Source organism: Paenibacillus glycanilyticus NBRC 16618 (assembly GCF_004000805.1).
Classification (GTDB): Bacteria; Bacillota; Bacilli; order Paenibacillales; family Paenibacillaceae; genus Pristimantibacillus; species Pristimantibacillus glycanilyticus.
In genome coordinates, this window is the sequence record NZ_BILY01000006.1 from 1 (window position 1) to 22,480 (window position 22,480).

Consider the following 22,480-nt stretch of genomic DNA (forward strand, 5'->3'; position numbering starts at 1 on the left):
AATACGCGGGTGTAGTTCAATGGTAGAACTTTAGCCTTCCAAGCTAATAGCGTGGGTTCGATTCCCATCACCCGCTCCAGATTTTCAAACAATCTCCTTCTCCGGAAGGAGTTTTTATATTTTATACCCTTATATTGGCAGCCCCCGCGGGGGCTGCCTTTCGCGCTTTCTGAAAAGAAAGTGGGCGCTTCGGGCTTCAACCGAGCGCCGTTTTGTAGTATGATGATTAGAAGTTGAAAATGCGTTAAAGTACAGGAGGATCAGTATGTCGGACCAAGTAACATCGACTTTATCGGCACAACACCGGCCGCAGGCTAACAATTTGCTGCGCAGAGACGTCCGTTTCCTAGGCAACATACTTGGGGAAGTGCTCGTCCATCAAGGCGGCCGCGAACTGCTGGATATCGTCGAGCAAATTCGTGAAACAAGTAAAGCGTTACGCGCTGAATTTGTACCTGAGCTTTTTGAACAGTTTAAGACGACAATTGCATCATTAAGTCCCGAAATTCGCCATCAGGTGATTCGTGCATTCGCGATCTATTTCCAATTGGTCAACATTGCAGAGCAGAACCACCGTATTCGCCGTAAACGCGACTACGAGCGTTCCGCAGGGGAAAGTGTACAACGAGGTTCCATTGAGAGCGCGATTTCCGATCTGAAAGAGCGCAACATCGATGTTGAAGGCGTTCAAGAAATTTTGAGCAACATTTCACTCGAGCTCGTAATGACTGCGCATCCGACGGAAGCGACGCGTCGTGCCGTGCTTGATATTCACAAGCGGATTGCCGAAGACGTAATGGAGCTTGATAATCCGACTCTGACTTACCGCGAACGCGAGATCCTTCGGGACAAGCTGCTGAACGAAGTGCTTATTCTATGGCAGACTGACGAGCTCCGCGACCGTAAGCCAACTGTTATCGACGAAGTGCGCAACGGGTTGTATTATTTCGACGAAACCCTGTTTGAGGTGCTTCCTAACGTATACGAAGAACTGGAACGCAATCTTACGAAATATTATCCGGGCGAGTCTTGGCATGTACCAAGCTATCTGCGCTTTGGCTCATGGATCGGCGGAGACCGCGACGGCAACCCGTCCGTAACCGCTAAGGTCACATGGGAGACGCTGACGCTTAACCGCCAGCTGGCTATTAAGAAATACGAAGAAAAGCTGCATGAGCTTGTTGGCATTCTGAGCTTCAGCACGAACCTGGTTGAAGTATCCGAAGAGCTGATCAACTCGATTAAGAAAGACCGCGAGCACGTTGAGCTTAAGTGTATCGACCTGTGGCGAAATGCGAAGGAGCCTTACCGCATTAAGCTGGGCTTTATGCTGGAGAAGCTGGCTAATACGCGCGACGAATCGCTCAAAGGCTCTGCAATGCGTTATAACAGCGCAAGCGAGCTGCTTGAGGATCTGTACATTATCGACCGCAGCTTGCGCGGACATTTTGCCGATTACGTAGCGGATACGCATATTGGCAAGCTTGTACGCCAAGTGGAGCTGTTTGGCTTCCATATGCTTACGCTTGATATCCGTCAGCACAGCCAAGAACATGAGAATGCGATGGCTGAAATTTTGGCGAAGATGAATATCGCTGAGAACTACGGTTCCTTGTCGGAAGAAGAGAAGATTGAATTGCTCAGCAAATTGCTGGAGGACCCGCGTCCGCTTACTTCTTCCCATCTGGATTACTCGGCATCGACCCGCGAGTGCCTGGACGTGTATCACACGGTCTACAGAGCGCAACAAGAGTTCGGACCGGAATGTATTTCGACTTATCTGATAAGTATGACACAAGGCGCCAGCGACATGCTGGAGGTTATGGTCTTCGCGAAAGAGGTTGGCCTGTTCCGCAAGGAAGCAGACGGCAGCGTTCGCTGCACGCTGCAATCCGTGCCGCTCTTCGAGACGATTGACGACCTTCACGCTGCACCTGGCATCATGAAGCTGCTCTTCGAGCTGCCAATCTATCGTCAAGCCGTAGCCGCAAGAGGAGACCTGCATGAAATTATGCTGGGTTACTCCGATAGCAATAAAGACGGCGGCGCGGTAACGGCGAACTGGGAGCTGCGCGTAGCGCTTAACGATATTACGGCAACTGCCGGCGAATACGGCATTAAGCTGAAGTTCTTCCATGGCCGCGGCGGTGCGCTTGGCCGTGGCGGTATGCCTCTTAACCGCAGTATCCTGGCTCAACCGCCTCATACGGTAGGCGGCGGCATTAAAATTACCGAGCAAGGCGAAGTATTGTCCTCGCGTTATTCGATGCAGGGCATTGCTTACCGCAGCCTGGAGCAGGCAACATGGGCGCTCGTTACGGCTGCCCGTCTTGCGAAATACCCGCAAGCACAAGACGATGCCGTGCTGAAAGAGTGGGAAGAGATTTCCCGTTCGATCTCGGAAACGGCACTGAACAAATATCAGGATCTGATCTTCCGCGATCCGGACTTCCTGACTTACTTCAAAGAGTCTACTCCGCTTCCTGAGGTTGGCGAGCTGAACATCGGTTCCCGTCCATCGAAACGGAAAAACAGCGACCGCTTTGAAGACCTCCGCGCAATTCCTTGGGTATTTGCATGGACGCAGAGCCGTTACTTGCTGCCGGCATGGTATGCTGCAGGTACTGCCCTGAAGCAATATACCGGCGATGATGCGCAGCGTCTTGAAACCTTGAAGACGATGTACGAGAAATTCCCGTTCTTCCGTTCGCTGATCGACAACCTGCAAATGGCATTGGCTAAAGCAGATTTGACGATTGCGAAGGAGTATGCGGATATGATCTCCGACAGCACGATTCGCGACCGCATCTTCACGCAGATCGAGAACGAATATAAGCTGACTTCGGAAATGATCTTGAGCATCACCGGGCAAGACGAGATTCTGGACAACGTACCTGTTATTCAGGAATCGATTCGTCTGCGTAATCCTTACGTGGATCCGCTCAGCTACATGCAAGTTCAGCTTCTGACAGAGCTGAGAGAGCTGCGCGCGAAGGAAGAAGACGATCCTGAACTGCTCCGCGAAGTACTTCTTACCATAAACGGCATTGCTGCCGGCCTGAGAAACACGGGCTAACAGCAGACTTTATAACCGGGAATTCGGCTTATTACAAGCCGAATTCCCGGTTTTTTTAAATTCTAAGAAATTATAAGTTTTATCTTATAAAATGGCTTAGAATTCTCCGGAATAAAACGCGCCACGCCACAAATGACGGCGATAGCCGTTTCACCTTGTTTCGCCTATTATTTATCCTCCTTTAAAATCCGCTTAAGTTTGATTTAAGGTACAACCCTCATGATAGTAATCAAGCAAGCGACATCAATTGCGAACGAAATAGCGATTGTAATGACAAAGGAGCGATTACGATGAACCATAACGAATTCGAAAATAACCAAGTTAACGGAAACGATACAAATAACACGGAATCTACAACTGAACATAAGCCCTACACCTATACTTACGGACCTAGCCGCTCGGCAGCGAATCTTCGCGAGGCTTACGAGAATCAATTGCAGCTGATGGGGACGGATGGTTCCGATGGCGGATACGGCAGCGGCGGCAAGAAGAAGGGAAAGAAATCGCAGGCCAAAGCGATGGTTGCGGCTTTCCTAGTTGGCGCGGTAGTAATCAGCGGGTTTATGTATGCATCGGATAAAACAAATTTGTTCACCGGTAATCAGCAGCCTACAGCGGCAACCACGCTGGCGAGCAATACGGCACAGCAATCGGCCGGCGTGACAACGGCATCTGCAAACGTTGATGCTTCTATCGCTGACGTATATAAAGCAGCATCTCCTGCCGTAGTCAAAATCGAGAATTACACGGAGCCGGTTCAAAGCAACGGCAGAGGCTTCGGCGGCAGGGGAGGAGGCTGGCAAGGATTTAGCCAAACACCGCAGTCCCCAAGCGGCAGCGGCCAATCCGATTCCACGGATAGCTCGAATTTACAGCTCGCAGGAACGGGGACGGGATTCTTTTTCGAATCCTCCGGTTATATCCTGACCAATGACCATGTTGTTGAAGGCGCCGCGCAAGTGAAGGTGCAAGTAGAGGGTTATGACGAGCCGTTTGTGGCAGAGGTTGTGGGCGAGAATGCGGATCAAGACTTAGCCGTATTGAAAATTACAGGCTCCAAAGCATTCCCGACTCTTGCCATTGGTGATTCCGATCAAACCGCTATCGGAGATTGGGTTATCGCCATCGGCAATCCGTATGGATTCGACCACACAATGACCGTTGGAGTACTTAGCGCGAAGGAACGTCCGATTACAATCAGCGAAGATGATGGCACCGAGCATCAATACGAGCATCTGCTGCAAACGGATGCTTCGATCAACCCGGGTAACTCCGGCGGACCGCTGTTGAATGCAAAAGGCGAGGTCATCGGTATTAATACAGCCGTGAATGCGGAAGCGCAAGGTATCGGATTTGCTATTCCAACCAGCACGATTCAAGAAACTCTCAAGCAATTGCTTGGCAAAAGTGCATAATGCCATTATCCATTCATAAGGTTAAGGAAACGAAGAGGCCGCTAGTGCGCCTCTTCGTTTTGTTTTTGCTTTTGAAGGGGGAGAACCGATATAATAGATCAGATGCGAATGGAGGTTTTTGTTCGATGAAAACTTCATCCGGCTATTGGACGGGCGTTGTGATGGTTATTGCCGCAGCGGCATGCTACGGAATTATGTCGCCGGTGCTAAAGCTTGCCTACGGACATGACTATACCTTTCAGCAAATTACGGTGCATCAAGTCGGAATGGGTGCGGCGCTTCTGTGGGTTCTTCTCCTTCTGCGGCCAAGCTCGTGGAGCAAGCTGGCATTCAGCTTGAAGCATTGGGCGGCTTTAGCGTTTACCGGTATTTTTGGCTTAAGCATGACAACCGTATTATATAATCAAACCCTGGAGAGATTGGATGCTTCCTTCTCAATTGTCTTGCTTTTTCAGTTCATGTGGATTACGATTTTGCTAGAAAGTTTGCGGGGCCGGAAATGGCCGACGAAATGGCAATGGGCGGCTATCGTTATGGCCATGGCAGGAACGGTGCTGGCTGCCGGACTGCTCCAGAATAAACTTACGGATATGGATTGGGCTGGTGTTGGATATGGACTGGCATCGGCGTTCTCATACAGCCTGTTTCTGTTTCTGGCGGGCAGGGTTGCTCCTGGCTATGATCCTGTCTTTAAGTCAGCTCTTATGATGTCATTCGGATTTATTGTGATTCTTGTGTTGTACGGCTATAAGGCATTTGATGGCGTTGACCAGCAATGGGGGCTTCTGGAATGGGGATTCGCGCTCGGGCTGCTAGGGCAGGTCATGCCGACCGTTTTCTTTAATGCCGGTATTCCCCGGGTAGGAAGCGGGCTGGCTTCCATGCTTGGAGCAACGGAGCTGCCTTTTGCCGTGGTAAGCGCATGGCTGATTCTAGGGGAACCGATAACGTTAATCGGTACAGCAGGCATATTGCTTATACTGGGCGGTATCGTGGTGGCCGAATACGGTGCGCGCCTACGGCGGCAAGCCGCGTGACCATGCTTACGAAGTAAGAGTTATCACGAGCGCGTGATTGGACCATGCTTACGAAGTAAGAATTATCACAAGCGCGTGATTGGACCATGCTTACGAAGTAAGAATTAACACGAAATGCGCGTGTTAATTCTTTGTAGGAGGATGAATAGTGAATGTATTGGAAGCCCGTCTCGCCAGATTAGCGTTGAAAGGCGACCAGCGGGCATTTGCTGAGCTTGTAGGTCTGTATCAGGACAAGCTGTTCCATATGGCCTACCGAATGTTATATAACCGCCAGGAGGCGGAAGACGTCGTTCAGGAAACGTTCCTGCGTGTCTATAAAAATCTGGAACGATACGACGAGTCGCTCAAATTCTCAACGTGGATTTACCGAATTGCGACGAATCTCTGTATCGACCGTCTGAGGAAGCGGAAGCCTTCTTATTCGCTGGATGCGGAGTCTACGGATCATGAGGGCCTGGATGGCTATTCCATGATCCCGAGCGATGACCGTACGCCGGAATCCGAGCTTCTGCTGTCGGAGACTCAGCGGATTATTCACGAATCCATCGAATCGCTTCCTCCAAAGTATAAGACGATTATGATGCTTCGCTACATTCAAGAGATGTCCCTGCAGGAGATTGGCGATGTTCTGGATATGCCGGTCACGACAATCAAGACGCGTGTCCACCGCGGCAGGGAGTTTCTGCGGAAAAAGCTGGAACACAAGTTATAGCTTAAAAAAAGTGAAACATCTGATGCGAGCTGTACGTACTCTATAAATGTGAAGAGCTTATGCGCGAGCAAACGAAAGAAAGGACTGGCTGCTATGAATTGCAACGTCGCGGTTGTATGGATGCATGATTATTTGGACGGCGATCTGCCGCGTGAAGATGCGCAAGAACTAAAAAGTCATTTGCACTCATGTCCCGCTTGCCTGGCCCGCTTTGAACAGCTGGAGAAAACGGAAGCGATGATGCTGGGTACGCTAGAGCATACCGTTTCCATTCCCGATTATGATAAATCAGCTCTGACCGACCGTATTATGGCGCAGCTGCCAAAACCGGCAAAAACAAAAGAGCGTCGCGGCGTGCTCCGGTTCATCTACAAGTATCCGGGTCTTACGGCTGCCGCGTTGTTCGTGCTTGTCATGCTTGGCAGCTTCACTTCGATATGGGAACAGGATTCCAAGCTGATTGTATCCGGAGAAGATCTGCAGCAGGTCGTTATTAACGGAAACACGGTTACGGTACCGGAAGGCGCCCACGTGAAGGGGAATCTGGTTGTCGAGAATGGAACGGCCGATGTGAAAGGCGAAGTGGAAGGCAACGTAACGGTCATCGACGGCAGCCTCAACCTGGCATCAACGGGGTACATCGCAGGACAAAGCCGGACCATTGATCAGGCGCTAGACTGGTTCTGGTACAAAGTGACGGAAACGTTCAGCGGATTGGCTTCTTAGGACGAACTGCCTCTCTTGCAGAGAGGCGGTTATTTTTTTTATGAAAAAAAGGGTTTCGAAGTGCAATTCTAGAAAAGAATAAAGTTGAGTCCAAAAAAACGCATGATGGAGCGTCATACGTTTCGCGGGTGAAATATAGGCGGAAGATAGAGAAATCTTATACTTACTTAAATGATGAGTTGTCGTCGGCAGTTTGGGGGTTGATCTATGAATTACTTCAATGATTTGACTTGGAATGGCTGGATAAAGGACATCATTGATATCGGCATCGTCAGTTATATTATCTATAAATTGATTTTGCTGGTAAGAGGCACAAGAGCAGTCCAGCTATTGAAAGGGATTCTGGTCCTGGTTGGCACCTGGGCGATAAGTACCTGGTTTAATCTGTATACGCTGAAATGGCTGATGAACCAGATGTTTACTTTTGGCGTCCTGGCGGTACTTATTATTTTCCAGCCGGAGCTTCGGCGCGCGCTTGAGCAATTGGGACGCGGGAAGCTGTTTGCCCGTACGTCTACGCTGGAGCGGGATCTTATAGCCGAACAGGTCGAGAGCGTAATGAAGGCTGTTCAGCATATGGCTCAGCGGACCATCGGGGCATTGATTGTTTTTGAACGAAATACGGGAGTCAGCGAGCTGATCGAATCCGGGATTCAGATGGAATCGCGGATTACGTCAGAGCTGCTCATAAATATTTTCACGCCAAATACGCCGCTGCACGACGGGGCTGTGATTATCCGGGGCAATCAGATTATGGCTGCGGGCTGTTATTTGCCGCTTTCGGAAAATCCGTTTATCAGCAAAGAGCTGGGGACGCGCCATCGCGCAGCGATCGGGGTAAGCGAGGTGAGTGACGCCATCGCGGTTATCGTGTCGGAAGAGACGGGACAAGTCTCCCTCGCGATTAACGGAATGATTGTCCGCGATATTAAGGAAGAATCGCTTATTTCCAAGCTGTTCGAAGAGCTGACGCCGAAACAGACAAACGGCAAGGAGCGGGCAACCGTGTCCTCGTTCTCATTCTCTTCGTTCTGGAAGCGGAAAGGAGGCCGCGATGGATAAGTGGTTAAGTCATCCGACGATACTTAAGATTCTTTCCGTGGCGATTGCGCTGCTTCTATGGGCTATGGTCCATTTTGACCCGGAATCGACCCCGGCCACGGTGACTTCCACGATGGATACAAAAGTCATTGAGGCCGCCTCGGTTATTCCGACCGGACTGGACGAAACGAAATACGCACTCGTAAATGTACAACCTACCGTGGTCCGGCTGGTCGTCGAAGGACGCAAAGCTAATCTGTTGACGATGAAGGACGAGGATTATGCGGTACATCTGGATTTAAGCCACGTGACGCCAGGCGAGCATGTGGTGCCGCTGACCTATGATTTGCCCAAGGGCATTAGTCTGATTGAAATGTCGCCGCGTTCCGCTACAGTGGATATTGTAGAGATCGAGACGAAGACGTTCGAGCTTGGGGTCGCAACGGAAGGGACGCCTGCGAACGGTTATATTGCCGGTACGCCAACGGTGAAATCGGGAACGATCGTAAACGTTACTCTGCCGAAGGACGAGATGGCCCTTGTCGGGGCCGTGCGTACAACCGTTGATATCGAAGGCTCGGAGAAGAACGTTGTGAATAAAAAAGCGCAGGTGGTTGTCTACGATACGGAAGGCGAAGCAATGGATCATGCCATAATACGCCCTTCTACGGTAGAGGTCGAGGTACCGGTAACTCCCCCGCTCAAAACAATGCCGCTGCAGATCAGCTACACCGGCAGTCTCCCGAATGGACTAAGCGTCAGTTCGATAAAGGCGGATATCGATAAAGTCGCCGTATACGGGGATCAGAAGCTGCTGGATTCCATGGATACCTATACAGGCGGCGTGACGGTTGATTTGTCAAAGATCAAGGAATCCGGTACCGTCAAAGCAAAGGTAACGGCAGTTGGCGACGTGAAGATGGTTGAGCCGTCAGAGATCGATGTGGAGGTTAAAGTTGTGCCTTCCCAGACGCTGACATTGGATCGGAGCGTAATCTTGAATGATTTGCCCGATGGGCTGAAGACTGCCTTTAAGGATCCGGCAAACGGCCATATCTCGATAACGGTTCGCGGCGCGCCAAATATGCTTGCGGCTATTCAGGCTAATGATGTCCGGCTCATAGCGGATCTGCGCGATGCCAAGATTGGTCAAGCGACGTTTCCGCTTCTCGTGAAGCTGCCGCGGTTTATCGACCTGGCCGATGAATCGCAGAAATATACGGTGACGCTTGATATTGCGGACAAAAACGCCCCTAGCGGGAATAACACGGCGGGCGGCGGCAGCAATAATGGCAACGGGGATGTCCCGGCCGGCGGTCAGCCGGAGGATACGCCTTCGCCGCCGCCGGATACGGATACGGGAGCAGGAAACGGTGCCGGAAATGGCTCCGGAAATGGTTCGGGCACGAATACAGGCTCCAGTCCTGATCCTTCTTCGAGCACGGGCACCGAGGCCGATCCGGATACCGGCCATTAAGGAATGGAAGCATGGAAGCGGGAAAAGCGGTAATTAATAGTAGTTCAAAAGCAGCCTCAGATGGAGTAGGATATGGAATAGGCCATTTGCAGCAGCAGATTTAACGACAAAAGGGGCATGAGAAACGATGGGGAAATATTTTGGAACGGACGGAGTGCGCGGAGTAGCCAATCAGGAGCTGACTCCGGAGCTTGCTTATAAAATCGGCCGCTGCGGCGGTTACGTATTAACAGGACAGGCGGATAAGCCTAAAGTGGTTATCGGCCTGGATACGCGGATCTCCGGTCCGATGCTGGAGGCTGCTCTTATTGCGGGTCTTCTGTCGATTGGCGCAAGCGTTATTCGTCTTGGCGTTGTATCGACGCCTGCGGTTGCGTACATTACGCGCGAGCTTAAAGCGGATGCGGGCGTTATGATCTCGGCTTCGCATAACCCGGTTCAGGATAACGGCATCAAGTTCTTCGGCGGCGACGGCTTCAAGCTGTCCGACGAGACGGAACTTGAAATCGAGCGTCTGATCGATGCCGAGGTGGATGAACTGCCTCGTCCAATCGGCGGCGATATCGGTGTGGTAACGAACGACGATCAGGCGAAATTCCGTTACCTCGATTACTTGAAAACAACGATTAAAGGCGATTTCGGCGGCCTCAAAATCGTTCTCGACTGCGCGCATGGCTCAGCTTATGAGCTGGCGCCGAAAGTATTCCGCGAGCTTGGCGCGGAGATTATTACCGTGGGCGCAGAGCCGGACGGCCGCAACATCAATGCGGGCGTTGGTTCGACGCATCCGGAATATTTGCGCGAGCAGGTTCTGGCGCATGGCGCGGACCTTGGTCTCTCGTTTGACGGCGATGCCGACCGTCTGATCGCGATCGACGATAAAGGCGAAGAAGTAGACGGCGACTACATCCTGTGCATCTGCGGCGATGCGATGAAGCGGGCCGGCAAGCTGCATAACGATACGATTGTGACCACCGTTATGGCGAACATCGGGTTCTTCAAAGCGACGCAGCGCCTTGATCTGAATACGGCGCAAACGGCTGTCGGCGACCGTTACGTGATGGAAGAAATGCGCCGCGGCGGCTTTAACCTCGGCGGCGAACAGTCCGGCCACGTAATCTTCCTGGATTACAACACAACCGGCGACGGTATTCTGACGGCTCTGCAGCTGGTTGATACTCTCGTGGCATCCGGCCAGAAGCTAAGCGCGTTAAAAACGCTGATGAGCAAATATCCGCAGGTACTGGTGAACGTTCGCGTAGCGGACAAGAGCCTGTACGCGGGAAATGAAGCAATTGGCAACGCCGTAGAGCAGGTTGAGAAGGAGCTTGGCGATAACGGCCGCGTGCTTGTTCGACCTTCCGGTACGGAGTCTCTGATCCGCGTTATGGCGGAAGGCCCGGATAAGGACCAGATCGAGGGGTATGTGTCACGAATCGTAAATGTCGTGAAAGAGCAATTAGGCTAAACATTAGCGGGTTTAAAGCCTTTGCATACCATGCGAAAGTCTCCACGATTCCGTGGAGACTTTTTACATGCGCGGCTAGGCCAATGAATATATAGGTAATGTAAGGGAATTCATTTTCTTGAGAAGTTTGGGCAAATGCAGGACTAGGCTTGGGCAATTCGGACGAGAAGGCGTATATTGTTAGGGGAAAATAAGGGCGTTGTTCGTCCTGCGCCTAAAGTTCAGGTTGCGAAACAAGTCGAAAGTGAATATGATAGGAAGTATGATTCAAGCAGGAAAGCGAGGATAGAGGTTAAATTAACGTTTTATAAGCGCCAGAGCTTCAAGGGGGATGACGCCTTCCAATCTTATTTACAAGATCGGAGAGGGTCACACGAGGAAGCTGACGAGGTGAAGGTGTTCGAATTATTCGGCGGGGACCTTCCGGTTATCGCAAAGCCAACCGAAAGCCGATACGCAAAAAGATTGGGCGACCGATCTCACAAACGTTCGGCAGGCTGCACTTATTGATCATTTTGTTCATTTCGAGGTTTTTTACAAACATGCTCCCGTATGTCTATGGTGCCGCCTGAGAGGTTGGCACGGGCAAAAGGGAAAATAACGCCTGTGCCGCATATAGGCTGGCAGCCATAGTCATAGTGGGGAGACTACTATTGATTATCGGAGGTCTTTATATATGTGTGGTATTGTAGGATATATTGGTAAACGTGATTCTCAGGATATTTTGATCGAAGGACTTAAGAAGCTGGAATACCGCGGTTACGACTCCGCCGGTATTGCGGTATTCACAACGAACGGACTGGAGATCAAGAAATCCAAAGGCCGTCTGGCTGTCTTGGAGGATAAACTGCGTGATGAGCCGCTTGCCGGGTCGGTTGGCATCGGACATACGCGCTGGGCTACTCATGGCAAGCCATCGGACGTTAATTCGCATCCTCATACGGATAACTCGGCGAAGTTCTCGGTCGTGCATAACGGCATTGTCGAAAACTACCTGGATCTGAAAGATGAGCTGATGGCGAAAGGACATCATTTTGTGTCGGAGACGGACACGGAGGTTATCTCGCACCTCGTTGCAGACGAATACGACGGCAACATTGTCGAAGCGGTACAACGTGCCGTTAAACGCATGCGCGGCGCGTTTGCGCTTGGCGTATTGACGGAATACGAACCAGAACGTCTGGTTGCGGTTCGTTTTGCAAGCCCGCTTGTTATCGGCATCGGCGAAGGCGAGAACTTTATCGGGTCGGATATTCCGGCAATTTTGGAGCATACTCGAAATGTATACATCTTGAACGACGGCGAAATGGCTGTATTGACACGCGATAGTGTCGAACTCATGACGACAGAAGGCGAATTTATTTCCAAGGAAATATACCATGTCGATTGGGATCTTGTGACAGCGGAGAAAGCCGGATTTGATCATTTTATGCTGAAAGAAATTTACGAGCAGCCGAAGGCTTACCGTGACACCATGCTGGGCCGCATTGCGGAAGATGGAAAGTCAGTAAACCTGAAAGAGCTGACGATGACGGCGGATTACGTGAAGTCGATTCGCAAAGTGCATATCGTTGCTTGCGGTACGGCTTATCATGCAGGCATGGTTGGCAAAACGGTTATCGAATCGCTCGCACGCATTCCGGTTGAGACGGATGTAGCATCCGAATACCGTTACCGCTCGCCAATTATTACGCCTGACACGCTTGTTATCGTCGTTAGCCAATCGGGTGAAACAGCGGATACGCTGGCTGCGCTTCGCGAAGCGCAGCGCAACGGTGCCCGCGTTCTCGCGATCACGAACGTTGTAGGCAGCTCGGTTGCCCGCGAAGCGGACGATGTGCTCGTTACTTGGGCAGGTCCGGAAATTGCGGTAGCATCGACAAAAGCATATACTTCGCAGCTGATTGCCTTCTATCTGTTTGGTCTGCACTTGGCTACCATCCTGGGCACAAAAGACGAAGCAACCGTTTCCGGCATCATTGCAGCAATGAACGAGCTTCCCGAGCAAGTAGAGAGCATTCTTGAAAACGCTCCGGTTCTGAAGCAAGTAGCAGAGTCGATCTCGCATCATAAGAGCTTGTTCTTCATCGGCCGCGGCGTTGACTATGCGGTTGCGCAAGAAGGCTCGCTGAAGCTGAAAGAAATTTCGTACATTCACTCCGAAGCGTACGCGGCGGGCGAGCTGAAGCACGGTACGCTGGCCTTGATCGAGGACGGTATTCCGGTCATCGCGCTTGTCACGCAAGAAGAGCTGTACGAAAAAACGCTAAGCAACATCAAGGAAGTAAAAGCACGCGGCGCGCATGTCTTTGGTCTTGCGAATGCAGGCAGCGAAGCGGAGGTTGGCAAATCGGTTGACGAATTGTTCGCGATTCCGAAAACTTTGCCGCTTCTGGCACCAGCCCTCTCGGTTGTGCCGCTGCAGCTGATCTCTTACTACGCATCGCTGGCACTTGGCCATGACGTTGATAAACCGCGCAACCTCGCGAAGTCGGTTACGGTGGAATAAGGTTTTAAATAGGATGTTATGAATGAATAATGAAAAGCCAGTAGCCGAAGGGCTGCTGGCTTTTTTACGTCATTCAGGGTCAGGCTGGAATAAAGAATTGGATTACCACGCGATAACGCCCTGCTCATTCAGAAATTCACCGTTATGCCGCTTACCGTCCGTCGCGTATCCTACGATGATGGCAGCGCCTTCCGTCTTCGATTTACCGCCTTCCGCATTGCCGTTCAGATCGGTCGTCGTGAAACCCGGCGTTACGGCGAACACTTGAGCAACGCTGTTTCTTAATTCATAGGCCATCGATAAGGTCATGGCATTGTTAGCCGTTTTAGACGAGTTATAATCGAAGGCGTTTAGCGTGAATTCGGCGTTTTGCATATGGTTGAGGGACGCCATGTCGGTTGATACGTTGACGATCGTGCCTTCGTTATCCTTGATTAACGGCAACAAACGCTGGTTTAAGCGATAGGTACCGAAGAAATTCACTTCAAAAGCGTTCCGCAGATCTTCTTCCTTCGTATCGGTAAAGGAGCTGGAAAAAGCGCCCGGCATGCCGGCATTGTTAATCAGAAGCTTTAACGCCGGATATTTCGTCTTGATTGCTTGCGAAGCTGTTTCAATGCTTGCCAAATCAGTCATGTCGATTTGGATCCATTCCACGTCCAATCCTTGAGCGGACAGTTCGGAGACGGCCGCTTGGCCCCGCTGCGCATCGCGGGCGCCGAGGACCACTCGCCAGCCTTTTTCGCCCAGCTGTTTGGCGATTTCAAATCCGATTCCTTTATTGGCTCCTGTTACAAATGCGGTCTTTTTCAAAAGAATCCCTCTTTCATCGATTGTTTTTACGTTTCATGATTTAAAGCTTAATATGCTACACTTAGTGTAGGTCAACCAAAATTTTAAACACACGAGGATAACTATGTTTACGATTGGACATGTGGCGAAAGAGACCGGATTGAATATCGGAGCGATTCGTTTTTATGAAAGAAAAGGGCTGTTGGAACCGGCCGCGCGGAACGAACAAAATAATCGGCTCTATAGCGAGCACGAGCTGAATTGGCTGGTGTTCATCAAATGTCTCCGCGAAACCGGAATGAGCGTGGAAGACATTAAGCAATACTATGAGATGGTAAAAACCGGAACCGCAACCCTTCCTGAAAGAATTAAGCTCATTCAAGAACAGAAGCAAAAGCTTTTGGACGATATCGAGGAGAAGAAGCAGCAGCTCGTTCACTTAGAGCATAAGCTTGACCGTTATTATCGCGGTGAGAATTACTAGCGGTTATCCTTGGATTACTGGGGAATTTATGCATGAAACCAACTCTAAAGACGGACAGGGGATAGCTGCGATGATCAAAGGTTTCGGAGGCGTATTCTGGAGAACGAAAAATGTTGAAGCGATTAAAAAATGGTACAATGAAGCACTGCAGCTTGAAATAGGGGATTGGAATGGGACGATGATAAAAAACGAATCGGAGAGCGAAACGATCTTCTCTCTTTTTACCGAGGCTGACCCTTATTTCCCGACAGATCAACAAGTGATGCTGAACTTCCAAGTACATAATCTGGACGAGACGATTAAGCATCTTGAACAGGTTGGCGTACCTCTCGCAAGGGAAAAAGAAAGCAGCGAATTCGGACAGTTTGTGTGGATTGAAGATCCGGATGGCCGGCTGATCGAGCTGTGGGAGAAGTAATTAACGCAAACGATTGTAATTGTGGTTATTAATTGATGCGACTAATAGGTCCCGCAAGGTTGTTCTGATACTCAGAGCAGCCTTTTTTTATTGCCTCGAGCTGACGATGCAAAATATATCATTATGTTAGGTTTACGAAATGAAGTTCTCATAATATGCTTAGATATATAGTGATTTAAAACATCGAATGGAAATATCTATTGTCATTTTGTTAGCTTAAAGTGAGGAGATCGCGGACATGAGGGAGTACGATTACGAATATGCGGACTTTATCTACTATACGCCTGGCGAGCTGGACAAGGCAGGCCGGCTGTGGCCGGTAAGGGCGGGAAGATGTCTGGCCAAGCCCCATTATAAGGTTGGGCCAAAACGAATCGAGTGCTACAGCATTCATATCGTGCGGGAAGGGAGGCTGCGGCTCGAATATGAGGGCCGGCAGGTGGAGCTTGCAAGGGGAGATCTCTTCGTCCTATTCCCGGACCGAACGTATTACTACGAGATGCTTCCGGCCGAACGGCCGCTCGAGATGCGCTGGCTGGCTATCGACGGAGACCGGGTAGAGCCGCTGCTTCAACTGGCTGGTCTTACGGAGCAAGAACCATTCCGCCGAGGTACCGTCTCTTCGCGGATTGAAGCAGCCGCAGAACGGGCTATCGATGCGCTGGAGCGGGTTCAGCGCTGGCGGCCCGCAGTGGCCTTGGAGCTGCAAGGTTATCTGTACGGGCTGCTCTCGGCCCTGGTGCTGGAAGAGGCCGGGCAGGGGCTGGAGCTGGCGAGCTGGATCCAAGAATGCGCGGAATATATGGAGCTCCATGCGACTGAAGGGATTACGGTCCAGCAGGTGGCTGAGTTTGCGGGCGTACACCGCTCTTATTTTACGCAAGTCTTTACCGAAGAGATGGGGATGCCCCCGATGAAATATATGCAGAAGGTCCGGATGGAGAAAGCTAGACGCCTCTTAATCGATACCCATGCTTCGGTGACGGAGATCGGATTGTCTCTTGGATATCCGAATCTGTATACCTTTACAAGAGCCTTTAAAATGTACTTCAAGGAATCTCCGCTGGCTTTAAGAAAGGCGGAGGCCTAGGCGAATCCGTCCTGTTATTCATGTAAGCGATTGCATAAAATCTCCTCAAAAGGAGTTGTCCGAAATGAAGCTGTCTACCCTAAGGCGTTGGGTATCGCCAAGCCTAAGCATTCAAGGCAAAATTTTTCTGGCGTTCAGCCTTGTCGCTCTTCTCTCTATCGTATCGATCTCCGTCATTGTTTATCTCAACATGCGGGAGACGATCAAGTCCAACGCCGTAACCTCGGTATCGGATAGTATCAGGCAAGCCGACGAGTCGCTCAACATTATGCTGGAGGAGATTGACCGGCTCAATACGATGGTGGTTACGAATAAAAACACCGTGATCGATACGTTGCTTAGTCCCTCGGAGGAAATCAGCTACGAGTGGTTCCAGGAGCAGAAGCGGATTGAGGAGTTTCTGTCGTCTTTAGTCGCGAACAAGCCTTATATTGCGCGGATTGCCGTCGTTGGCTTAAGCGGCAAAGTGTTTTTCACCGGCGGTCCGTGGCTGGACCGAAGCGTACTCGGAACGCCCATGATGGACTATATGCTGCGCAACGGCTCGCGTCACGCTTATTTGAAGCAGACTGGCGTCACGGAGACGATTACTGTCGGCCGCGAAATCCGCTACAACCGTCAGACGATTGGCGTGGTTATGGTCGATCTGAATTACGACTTTATCCGCAAGACATACGGCGTTAGGCCAACCGCAGACAGTATGCTGTATGTGCTTGATCAGCAGGACGAATTCGTGTACCGGTCGGATCACACGCCAAGCTTTGCGCCATCCGATCAGCGAATCGTCGACATGAAGCGCAAATTTGCGAAGCTTGGCAAGGCTGAGGGCGACGTGGAGGAGAGGGTCATTGGCGGCAGATCCTATATCGTGGTCAGCAGGCAATCGGACCATACGGGCTGGTCGACGCTGGCGCTTATCCCGACGAATTCGCTGCTCAGCGAATCGGCTCGCCTGCTGAAGCTGATCATTGAAGCTTCGGCGATCGTCCTGCTGGTCGTCCTCATTGTCTCGCTCCAGGTGTCGTCGCGCATTACGATTAATATCCGGCGTCTGAAGTCCATGATGATGCTGGTGAAGGACGGCAACCTGACGTTACCGAAGAAGGAGATTGCTGCAAAGGACGAGGTGGGACAGCTGTACCACGTGTTTATGGGCATGGTGGAGGAGCTGAAGCGGTTATTCGAAGGGATACGCGTAAGCGAGCAGGAGAAGCGGGAGGCGGAGCTGACCGCGCTGCAAGCGCAAATACGCCCTCATTTTCTCTACAATTCGCTGAATACGATCAAATATTTGGCCAAGCTTAACGGGACTCCAAACATTGAGGAAGTATCCGGCTCCTTAATCGATTTGATGCGGGGCGTGCTGGGCAACTCGAACGAATACTTGACGGTAAGGGAGGAGCTGGACTACGTGCGAAGCTATATCTCTATCGTCAAATACAAATACATGGAGCCGATCATCGTCCACGAGGAGATTGAAGATCCGTCCCTAATGGATAGCCGCGTGCTCAAGCTGACGCTGCAGCCCATTGTGGAGAACGCGGTTCTGCACGGAATCGGCTCGCGGGAGCAAGGCGGCTTCGTTACGATACGGGTATACGAGGATAACCGCGATCTGATGATCGAGGTGACGGACAACGGCAAAGGGATGACGCCGGAGCAGATGGAGCAACTGCTGGGCGGAACGGTCACAAAGCCGACTTCTTCCCGGTTCAGCGGAATGGGCGTGCGCAACGTGCACGAGAGAATCGTCCGTTCGTTTGAAGCTCCCTACGGCATCAGGCTGTATAGCGAGCCCGGCTTGTATACGAAAGTCGAAATTCGTTTTCCCAATCTGCGGGGCCGGGCAGGCTCCGAGCAAGAGGTGAGCTAAATGTATCGCGTGTTATTGGTAGACGACGAGCCGCTCGTTCGCAACGATCTGCGGTCTTTATTGGATTTTCGCGCCCATGGCTTCGAGATCTGCGGAGAGGCTCAGAGCGCGGAGTCGGCATTGGACATGATCGAAGAACAACGCCCCGACGTGGCGATCCTGGACGTCAATATGCCGGGAATGAACGGCGTGGATTTGAATCGGATGATTAAAGAGCGGTATCCCGCCGTTCAGACGATTATGCTCAGCAGCTATGACGATTACGACTACGTCCGGGACTGCCTGAAGAACGGCTCGGTCGATTATTTGCTGAAGCACAGGCTGGACAAGGAGACTTTGCTGGCGATGCTTGAAAAAGCGGTCCAGGCGGGCAAATTATCCGAGGCCGCGGGTGAAGAAGGCGAATCGTCCCTCTTCAATGCCGAGATGGTCCGGAGCCAAATCGCCGACTTGGCAAGAGGCAAGGCGGAAGCCGCAAGGGAGCTTGAAGGAAGCATCAGGCGTTACGGCATGTATCCGCAGGCGAATTTGTATGCGGCAGCGGTCCTACAGATCATTCCGTTCCTGCTGCTGACGGAGTCCAATACCGACGTGCAGACGAACCGGCTGGTTCAGCAGGTTGTCGAGCTTATGCAGCAAAGCCTGGGAGACGCGCGCGAGCGCACGGCCGCTTACGTGGAGGACGGGCGGATCGCCGTCGTGTTCGCCATACGGGAGCGGAGCGAGCACGCGGCAGCAAGCGAAGCGGCCAGAAGCATGAGCAAGCTTGGCCATTCGCTTGAGATGTACTTGAACTTGAAATCAATCTATGCGGTTGGGCATGTATGCAACAGCCTGTCGCAGCTTGGGGCAAGCTACGCCTCCGCGGAGCGGGCGCTTGACCCTAACGCTCAGACCGCTCATCCGAATCCGGAGCAGCGCGGAAAAGGCACGCGGGAGAGCCGCGTCGCGCTTACGATCGAAGAGCAGAAGCAGCTGCTGCTTGCCATCGAGCGGCTGGACGGGCAAGGTGCGCAGCGTCTGATCGCTTCGGTATTCGAACCGCTTCGCGGGCTTCCGTTGCATTCGCACGCGGTGCAGATGACGGTCAGCGAGCTGCTCCATATCGGCGATAAGGCGTTAAAAAAAGGGAACCGTTCCCCGCTTGGGACAACGAAGGATGCCGATCGTCTGCCGTCGCGCGGCGAGCTCAACCGTCTCGGGAGCGTCGGCGAGCTGGAGAAATGGCTTCAGTCGTTCTATGGCGTCTTGCTTGTTCTGCTCAAGGAGCATCACGCGACGGGCAGCTATTCCCGCCATGTGTCCCAGGCGATTGGTTTTATTCTGGAGCGGTATTCCGATATCGTGACGCTGGAGCTTGCCGCGGGCTTCATCGGCTTAAACGCCTCCTATTTGAGCCGGATCTTCAAGGAGGAGACGCAGTCGACGTTCTCCGAATACGTGAACCGGGTACGGGTCGACGCGGCGCGCAGGCTGCTGGAAAGCGGCCAATATACCATTAAGCAGGTCAGCGATCAGGTGGGCTTTTCCACGCACAACTATTTCTTCAAGGTGTTCAAGGAAGTAACGGGCATGACGCCGCAGGCCTATTGGAACAGTCTTGGAGACGGCAAGGCCGCGGCGAAACAATCCGTAAAATATGTGGAGTAAATAGTCATATAAGTGTAACTCGGCGTAACCGGCCGTATTTTATAATCGAGTTACACCGGCGGTAAACGCTTACAAGAACCGGTGAATTGAAAGTCTGGGGGGTATATAAACATGCGAAAAACATGGGGGAGATATGCTTTCGCCACGATGCTTGTTACCGGATTAATCGTATCCGGCTGCAGCAACGGCGGCAATGGCAACAGCAATGAAAAAGGCGGCAATACGGGGGATCCCAAATCATCGGGCTCTGCGGAGAATGCGGTAAAAACGGAAGGATTCCCGATCGTGGATACGCCAATCAAGCTGAAGATGTTTACTCGCGTCGCGCCCGTAAACGGTCCGTTCAAGGACATGCCCGTCTTCCAGGACTACGAGAAGATGAGCAACGTCAAGGTCGATTTTATCGAGGCGCCGACCGACGGCTTTGCGGAGAAGAAAAACCTTCTGTTCGCGTCCAATGAGCTTCCCGATGCTTTGTACCGTTCGGGTCTGACGCAGCTGGAGACGGTCCGCTACGGAGCTGCGGGACAGCTGATCCCGCTGGAGAATCTGATTGATCAATACGCGCCGAACCTGAAGAGCCTGATGGATCAATATCCGGAGATCCGAGCGGGCATCACGACGCCGGAGGGACATATTTACGCGATCCCGGGCATTGTTACGCTAGGCTCCGCCCGGACTGACAAGAGATGGATCAACAAGGCATGGCTGGATAAGCTGGGCCTGAAGGTACCTGAGACGACCGACGAATTGTATGAAGTGCTGAAGGCTTTCCGCGACGGCGATCCGAACGGCAACGGGAAAGCGGACGAGATTCCGATGACCGCGCGTATCGGCATGCCAATCGTCTATCAAATGGCGGGAGCATTCGGGCTTGATTCCCAGCTCGGCTACAACATTAATGTCGAGAACGATAAAGTGCATATCTGGAGCGGCGACGAGCAGTACAAAGAGCTGCTCATGTATTTGAACAAGCTATATAAGGAGAAGCTGATCGACCCTGAGATTTTCTCCCACACGGAAGCGCAATATCTTGCCAAGCAAGGTACGGGCAATGTCGGCTACTTCTTTGATCAGACGAACAATAACTTCCTGACCATTCAGGATCAGTATGTAGGCATTGCACCGCAAGCAGGTCCTAATGGCGACCGTCTGCAAAGCCAAGTGGCTCCGGTGCCGCGCGACTACGGAGCATTCGCCATTACGTCCGTCAACAAATATCCGGAAGCGACCATGCGCTGGATCGATTACTTCTACAGCGACGAAGGCTCAACGCTGCTGCGTTTCGGCCGGGAAGGCGAGCACTACGAGATGAAGGACGGTATCCCGTACTACAAAGAAGAGCTTTTGAACGTAGCGGGCGCCCAGGCGAAAATCACGCCATACGCCGGCGGCGGCGCGCCTCATCTCATCAGCGACAAAGTAGCATCGTTCATCAACCCGCCTCAAGTGCAAGAGGCTTACAAGCAGCTCGAGCCGTATTTGCCGAAAATCCGCTATGCGCCGCCGCTGTTTGACGAAGCGACTGCCCAGAAGGTTAACGTGCTGCGCAATGACATCGACAAATATTTCGAAGAGCAAAGCACCAAGTTTATCGTTGGGGCACTCAGCTTTGACAAGTGGGACGAATTCCAGTCCACGCTGAAGAAAATGAACATTGCCGATCTTGAGAAGCTTTACCAGGATGCTTATGACAAAATGGCTAAATAAATGGGAGGACGCGAAGAGAGGGAGGGGTTGCTCATGGACAGCATGATCGAGAACGCGGGGGCGGCCCCCGTTCCCGGCCGCAAGAGGAAGAACGACGGGCTGCTGAGAAAAATGGCGAAGCGGTATGATTTGTATCTCATGCTGCTGCCGCCGCTCGCCTTTTATTTAATCTTCCATTACGGGCCGCTGTACGGCCTGCAGATCGCCTTCAAAAACTTCAATCCGGCCAAAGGCATTATCGGCAGCCCTTGGGAAGGCTTCGGCCATTTCGAACGGTTTTTCAATTCGTATTACTTCTGGCGGCTGCTGTGGAATACGGTATCCATCAACTTGTTCTCGCTCCTCATCGCCTTCCCGGTACCGATCCTGCTGGCGCTGCTCGTGAACGAAATCAAAAGCCGGGCCTACAGCAAATGGCTGCAAAATATTACGTACATCCCGCATTTTATCTCGGTTGTTGTTATCGTTGGCATTCTGAACGTGTTTCTGTCGCCGAAGACGGGACCCGTCAACCAGTTGATCGAGGCGTTTGGCGGCACGCCGATTAATTTCCTGCAGGAAGCCGCCTGGTTTAAGCCGATCTTTATCGGCTCGAACATCTGGCAAAGCATGGGATGGCAATCCATTATCTATATCGCGGCGCTCAGCGGGGTCAATCCCCAGCTGTACGAAGCGGCCAAGATGGACGGCGCCTCGCGGCTCCGCCGCATCTGGCACGTATCGCTGCCGGGCATTATGCCGGTTATCGTCATCCTGCTCATTCTCGATATCGGCCACTTCATGAACATCGGCTTCGAGAAAATTTTGCTCATGCAGAACAACCTGAATCTGGAATCCAGCGACGTCATCTCCACGTTCGTCTATACGACGGGAATCTTGAAGGGCGAGTACAGCTACACGGCGGCCATCGGCCTGTTCAACTCGGTGATCAACCTTATGCTGCTGCTGCTCGTAAACCGTTTTGCCCGCAAGACGTCGGAGACGAGCTTATGGTAAGGA

17 protein-coding genes and 1 tRNA gene are annotated in these 22,480 nt (G+C 51.9%); 17 read left to right on the forward strand and 1 reads right to left on the reverse strand.

The features are described 5' to 3' along the window. The first annotated feature begins 5 nt into the window (after positions 1-5). The 10 genes from PGL01S_RS05825 to glmS all read left to right on the forward strand — a co-directional run bounded on the left by PGL01S_RS05825 (position 6) and on the right by glmS (position 13,464). Positions 6-79, forward strand: a tRNA-Gly gene (locus PGL01S_RS05825). A gap of 186 nt (positions 80-265) precedes the next feature. Beyond that, positions 266-3,076, forward strand: a complete 2,811-nt coding sequence (gene ppc / locus PGL01S_RS05830) for a phosphoenolpyruvate carboxylase (RefSeq protein ID WP_127492403.1) — start codon at positions 266-268, stop codon at positions 3,074-3,076. A gap of 290 nt (positions 3,077-3,366) precedes the next feature. After that, positions 3,367-4,491: a S1C family serine protease gene (locus tag PGL01S_RS05835; RefSeq protein WP_127492405.1), complete on the forward strand. Its 1,125-nt coding sequence runs from the start codon at positions 3,367-3,369 to the stop codon at positions 4,489-4,491. A gap of 125 nt (positions 4,492-4,616) precedes the next feature. After that, positions 4,617-5,528 carry an EamA family transporter gene (locus PGL01S_RS05840; RefSeq protein WP_127492407.1) on the forward strand — a complete coding sequence of 304 codons (912 nt, stop codon included), beginning with the start codon at positions 4,617-4,619 and terminating at the stop codon, positions 5,526-5,528. 148 nt (positions 5,529-5,676) lie between these two features. Continuing rightward, positions 5,677-6,243 carry an RNA polymerase sigma factor SigW gene (gene sigW / locus PGL01S_RS05845; RefSeq protein WP_015847179.1) on the forward strand — a complete coding sequence of 189 codons (567 nt, stop codon included), beginning with the start codon at positions 5,677-5,679 and terminating at the stop codon, positions 6,241-6,243. Between the two features lie 93 nt (positions 6,244-6,336). Beyond that, on the forward strand, positions 6,337-6,969 hold the full coding sequence (locus PGL01S_RS05850; RefSeq protein ID WP_127492409.1) for a zf-HC2 domain-containing protein: 633 nt from the start codon (positions 6,337-6,339) through the stop codon (positions 6,967-6,969). A gap of 207 nt (positions 6,970-7,176) precedes the next feature. Continuing rightward, a complete protein-coding gene (gene cdaA / locus PGL01S_RS05855; RefSeq protein ID WP_127492411.1) occupies positions 7,177-8,031 on the forward strand; it encodes a diadenylate cyclase CdaA in 855 nt (284 codons plus the stop codon). Then, a complete protein-coding gene (locus PGL01S_RS05860) occupies positions 8,024-9,487 on the forward strand; it encodes a CdaR family protein (RefSeq protein WP_127492413.1) in 1,464 nt (487 codons plus the stop codon). The genes cdaA and PGL01S_RS05860 overlap by 8 nt, the downstream gene beginning before the upstream one ends. A 127-nt stretch (positions 9,488-9,614) precedes the next feature. After that, positions 9,615-10,955 (forward strand): phosphoglucosamine mutase, encoded by a 1,341-nt coding sequence (gene glmM, locus PGL01S_RS05865; protein ID WP_127492415.1) that lies wholly within the window; start codon positions 9,615-9,617, stop codon positions 10,953-10,955. A 676-nt stretch (positions 10,956-11,631) separates the two neighbouring features. Beyond that, positions 11,632-13,464 (forward strand): glutamine--fructose-6-phosphate transaminase (isomerizing), encoded by a 1,833-nt coding sequence (glmS, locus tag PGL01S_RS05870; RefSeq protein ID WP_127492417.1) that lies wholly within the window; start codon positions 11,632-11,634, stop codon positions 13,462-13,464. 102 nt (positions 13,465-13,566) lie between these two features. On the opposite strand, the gene PGL01S_RS05875 is transcribed toward glmS, so the two are convergent. Then, a complete protein-coding gene (locus tag PGL01S_RS05875) occupies positions 13,567-14,277 on the reverse strand; it encodes an SDR family NAD(P)-dependent oxidoreductase (RefSeq protein ID WP_127492419.1) in 711 nt (236 codons plus the stop codon). 103 nt (positions 14,278-14,380) lie between these two features. Between PGL01S_RS05875 and PGL01S_RS05880 the strand changes: the two genes are divergently transcribed. The 7 genes from PGL01S_RS05880 (at position 14,381) to PGL01S_RS05910 (ending at position 22,477) form a co-directional block, all read left to right on the forward strand. Then, the gene (locus PGL01S_RS05880; protein WP_127492421.1) at positions 14,381-14,740 is read left to right on the forward strand and encodes a MerR family transcriptional regulator; all 360 of its coding nucleotides are present in this window, start codon (positions 14,381-14,383) and stop codon (positions 14,738-14,740) included. Positions 14,741-14,810: 70 nt separating this feature from the next. Next, positions 14,811-15,158 (forward strand): VOC family protein, encoded by a 348-nt coding sequence (locus tag PGL01S_RS05885; RefSeq protein WP_127492423.1) that lies wholly within the window; start codon positions 14,811-14,813, stop codon positions 15,156-15,158. A 238-nt stretch (positions 15,159-15,396) separates the two neighbouring features. After that, positions 15,397-16,248, forward strand: coding sequence for a helix-turn-helix transcriptional regulator (locus PGL01S_RS05890; RefSeq protein WP_127492425.1), 852 nt, complete (start codon positions 15,397-15,399; stop codon positions 16,246-16,248). 64 nt (positions 16,249-16,312) lie between these two features. Next, positions 16,313-18,121, forward strand: coding sequence for a cache domain-containing sensor histidine kinase (locus PGL01S_RS05895; protein ID WP_127492427.1), 1,809 nt, complete (start codon positions 16,313-16,315; stop codon positions 18,119-18,121). Next, on the forward strand, positions 18,122-19,771 hold the full coding sequence (locus tag PGL01S_RS05900) for a response regulator (protein ID WP_127492429.1): 1,650 nt from the start codon (positions 18,122-18,124) through the stop codon (positions 19,769-19,771). Positions 19,772-19,882: 111 nt separating this feature from the next. Beyond that, entirely contained in the window at positions 19,883-21,481 is a 1,599-nt protein-coding gene (locus PGL01S_RS05905) for an extracellular solute-binding protein (protein ID WP_127492431.1), read from the forward strand. Between the two features lie 33 nt (positions 21,482-21,514). Beyond that, positions 21,515-22,477 (forward strand): ABC transporter permease, encoded by a 963-nt coding sequence (locus tag PGL01S_RS05910; protein ID WP_127492433.1) that lies wholly within the window; start codon positions 21,515-21,517, stop codon positions 22,475-22,477. Positions 22,478-22,480 lie beyond the last annotated feature (3 nt).

What these genes read in the sequence shown, in the direction of transcription:
- PGL01S_RS05850 (WP_127492409.1), top strand. Translation starts at nt 6,337, where the DNA reads ATGAATTGCAACGTCGCGGTTGTATGGATGCATGATTATTTGGACGGC.
- PGL01S_RS05905 (WP_127492431.1), top strand. Translation starts at nt 19,883, where the DNA reads ATGCGAAAAACATGGGGGAGATATGCTTTCGCCACGATGCTTGTTACC.
- PGL01S_RS05835 (WP_127492405.1), top strand. Translation starts at nt 3,367, where the DNA reads ATGAACCATAACGAATTCGAAAATAACCAAGTTAACGGAAACGATACA.
- PGL01S_RS05880 (WP_127492421.1), top strand. Translation starts at nt 14,381, where the DNA reads ATGTTTACGATTGGACATGTGGCGAAAGAGACCGGATTGAATATCGGA.
- PGL01S_RS05890 (WP_127492425.1), top strand. Translation starts at nt 15,397, where the DNA reads ATGAGGGAGTACGATTACGAATATGCGGACTTTATCTACTATACGCCT.
- ppc (WP_127492403.1), top strand. Translation starts at nt 266, where the DNA reads ATGTCGGACCAAGTAACATCGACTTTATCGGCACAACACCGGCCGCAG.
- glmM (WP_127492415.1), top strand. Translation starts at nt 9,615, where the DNA reads ATGGGGAAATATTTTGGAACGGACGGAGTGCGCGGAGTAGCCAATCAG.
- PGL01S_RS05860 (WP_127492413.1), top strand. Translation starts at nt 8,024, where the DNA reads ATGGATAAGTGGTTAAGTCATCCGACGATACTTAAGATTCTTTCCGTG.
- cdaA (WP_127492411.1), top strand. Translation starts at nt 7,177, where the DNA reads ATGAATTACTTCAATGATTTGACTTGGAATGGCTGGATAAAGGACATC.
- PGL01S_RS05910 (WP_127492433.1), top strand. Translation starts at nt 21,515, where the DNA reads ATGGACAGCATGATCGAGAACGCGGGGGCGGCCCCCGTTCCCGGCCGC.
- PGL01S_RS05895 (WP_127492427.1), top strand. Translation starts at nt 16,313, where the DNA reads ATGAAGCTGTCTACCCTAAGGCGTTGGGTATCGCCAAGCCTAAGCATT.
- glmS (WP_127492417.1), top strand. Translation starts at nt 11,632, where the DNA reads ATGTGTGGTATTGTAGGATATATTGGTAAACGTGATTCTCAGGATATT.
- PGL01S_RS05885 (WP_127492423.1), top strand. Translation starts at nt 14,811, where the DNA reads ATGATCAAAGGTTTCGGAGGCGTATTCTGGAGAACGAAAAATGTTGAA.
- PGL01S_RS05900 (WP_127492429.1), top strand. Translation starts at nt 18,122, where the DNA reads ATGTATCGCGTGTTATTGGTAGACGACGAGCCGCTCGTTCGCAACGAT.
- PGL01S_RS05840 (WP_127492407.1), top strand. Translation starts at nt 4,617, where the DNA reads ATGAAAACTTCATCCGGCTATTGGACGGGCGTTGTGATGGTTATTGCC.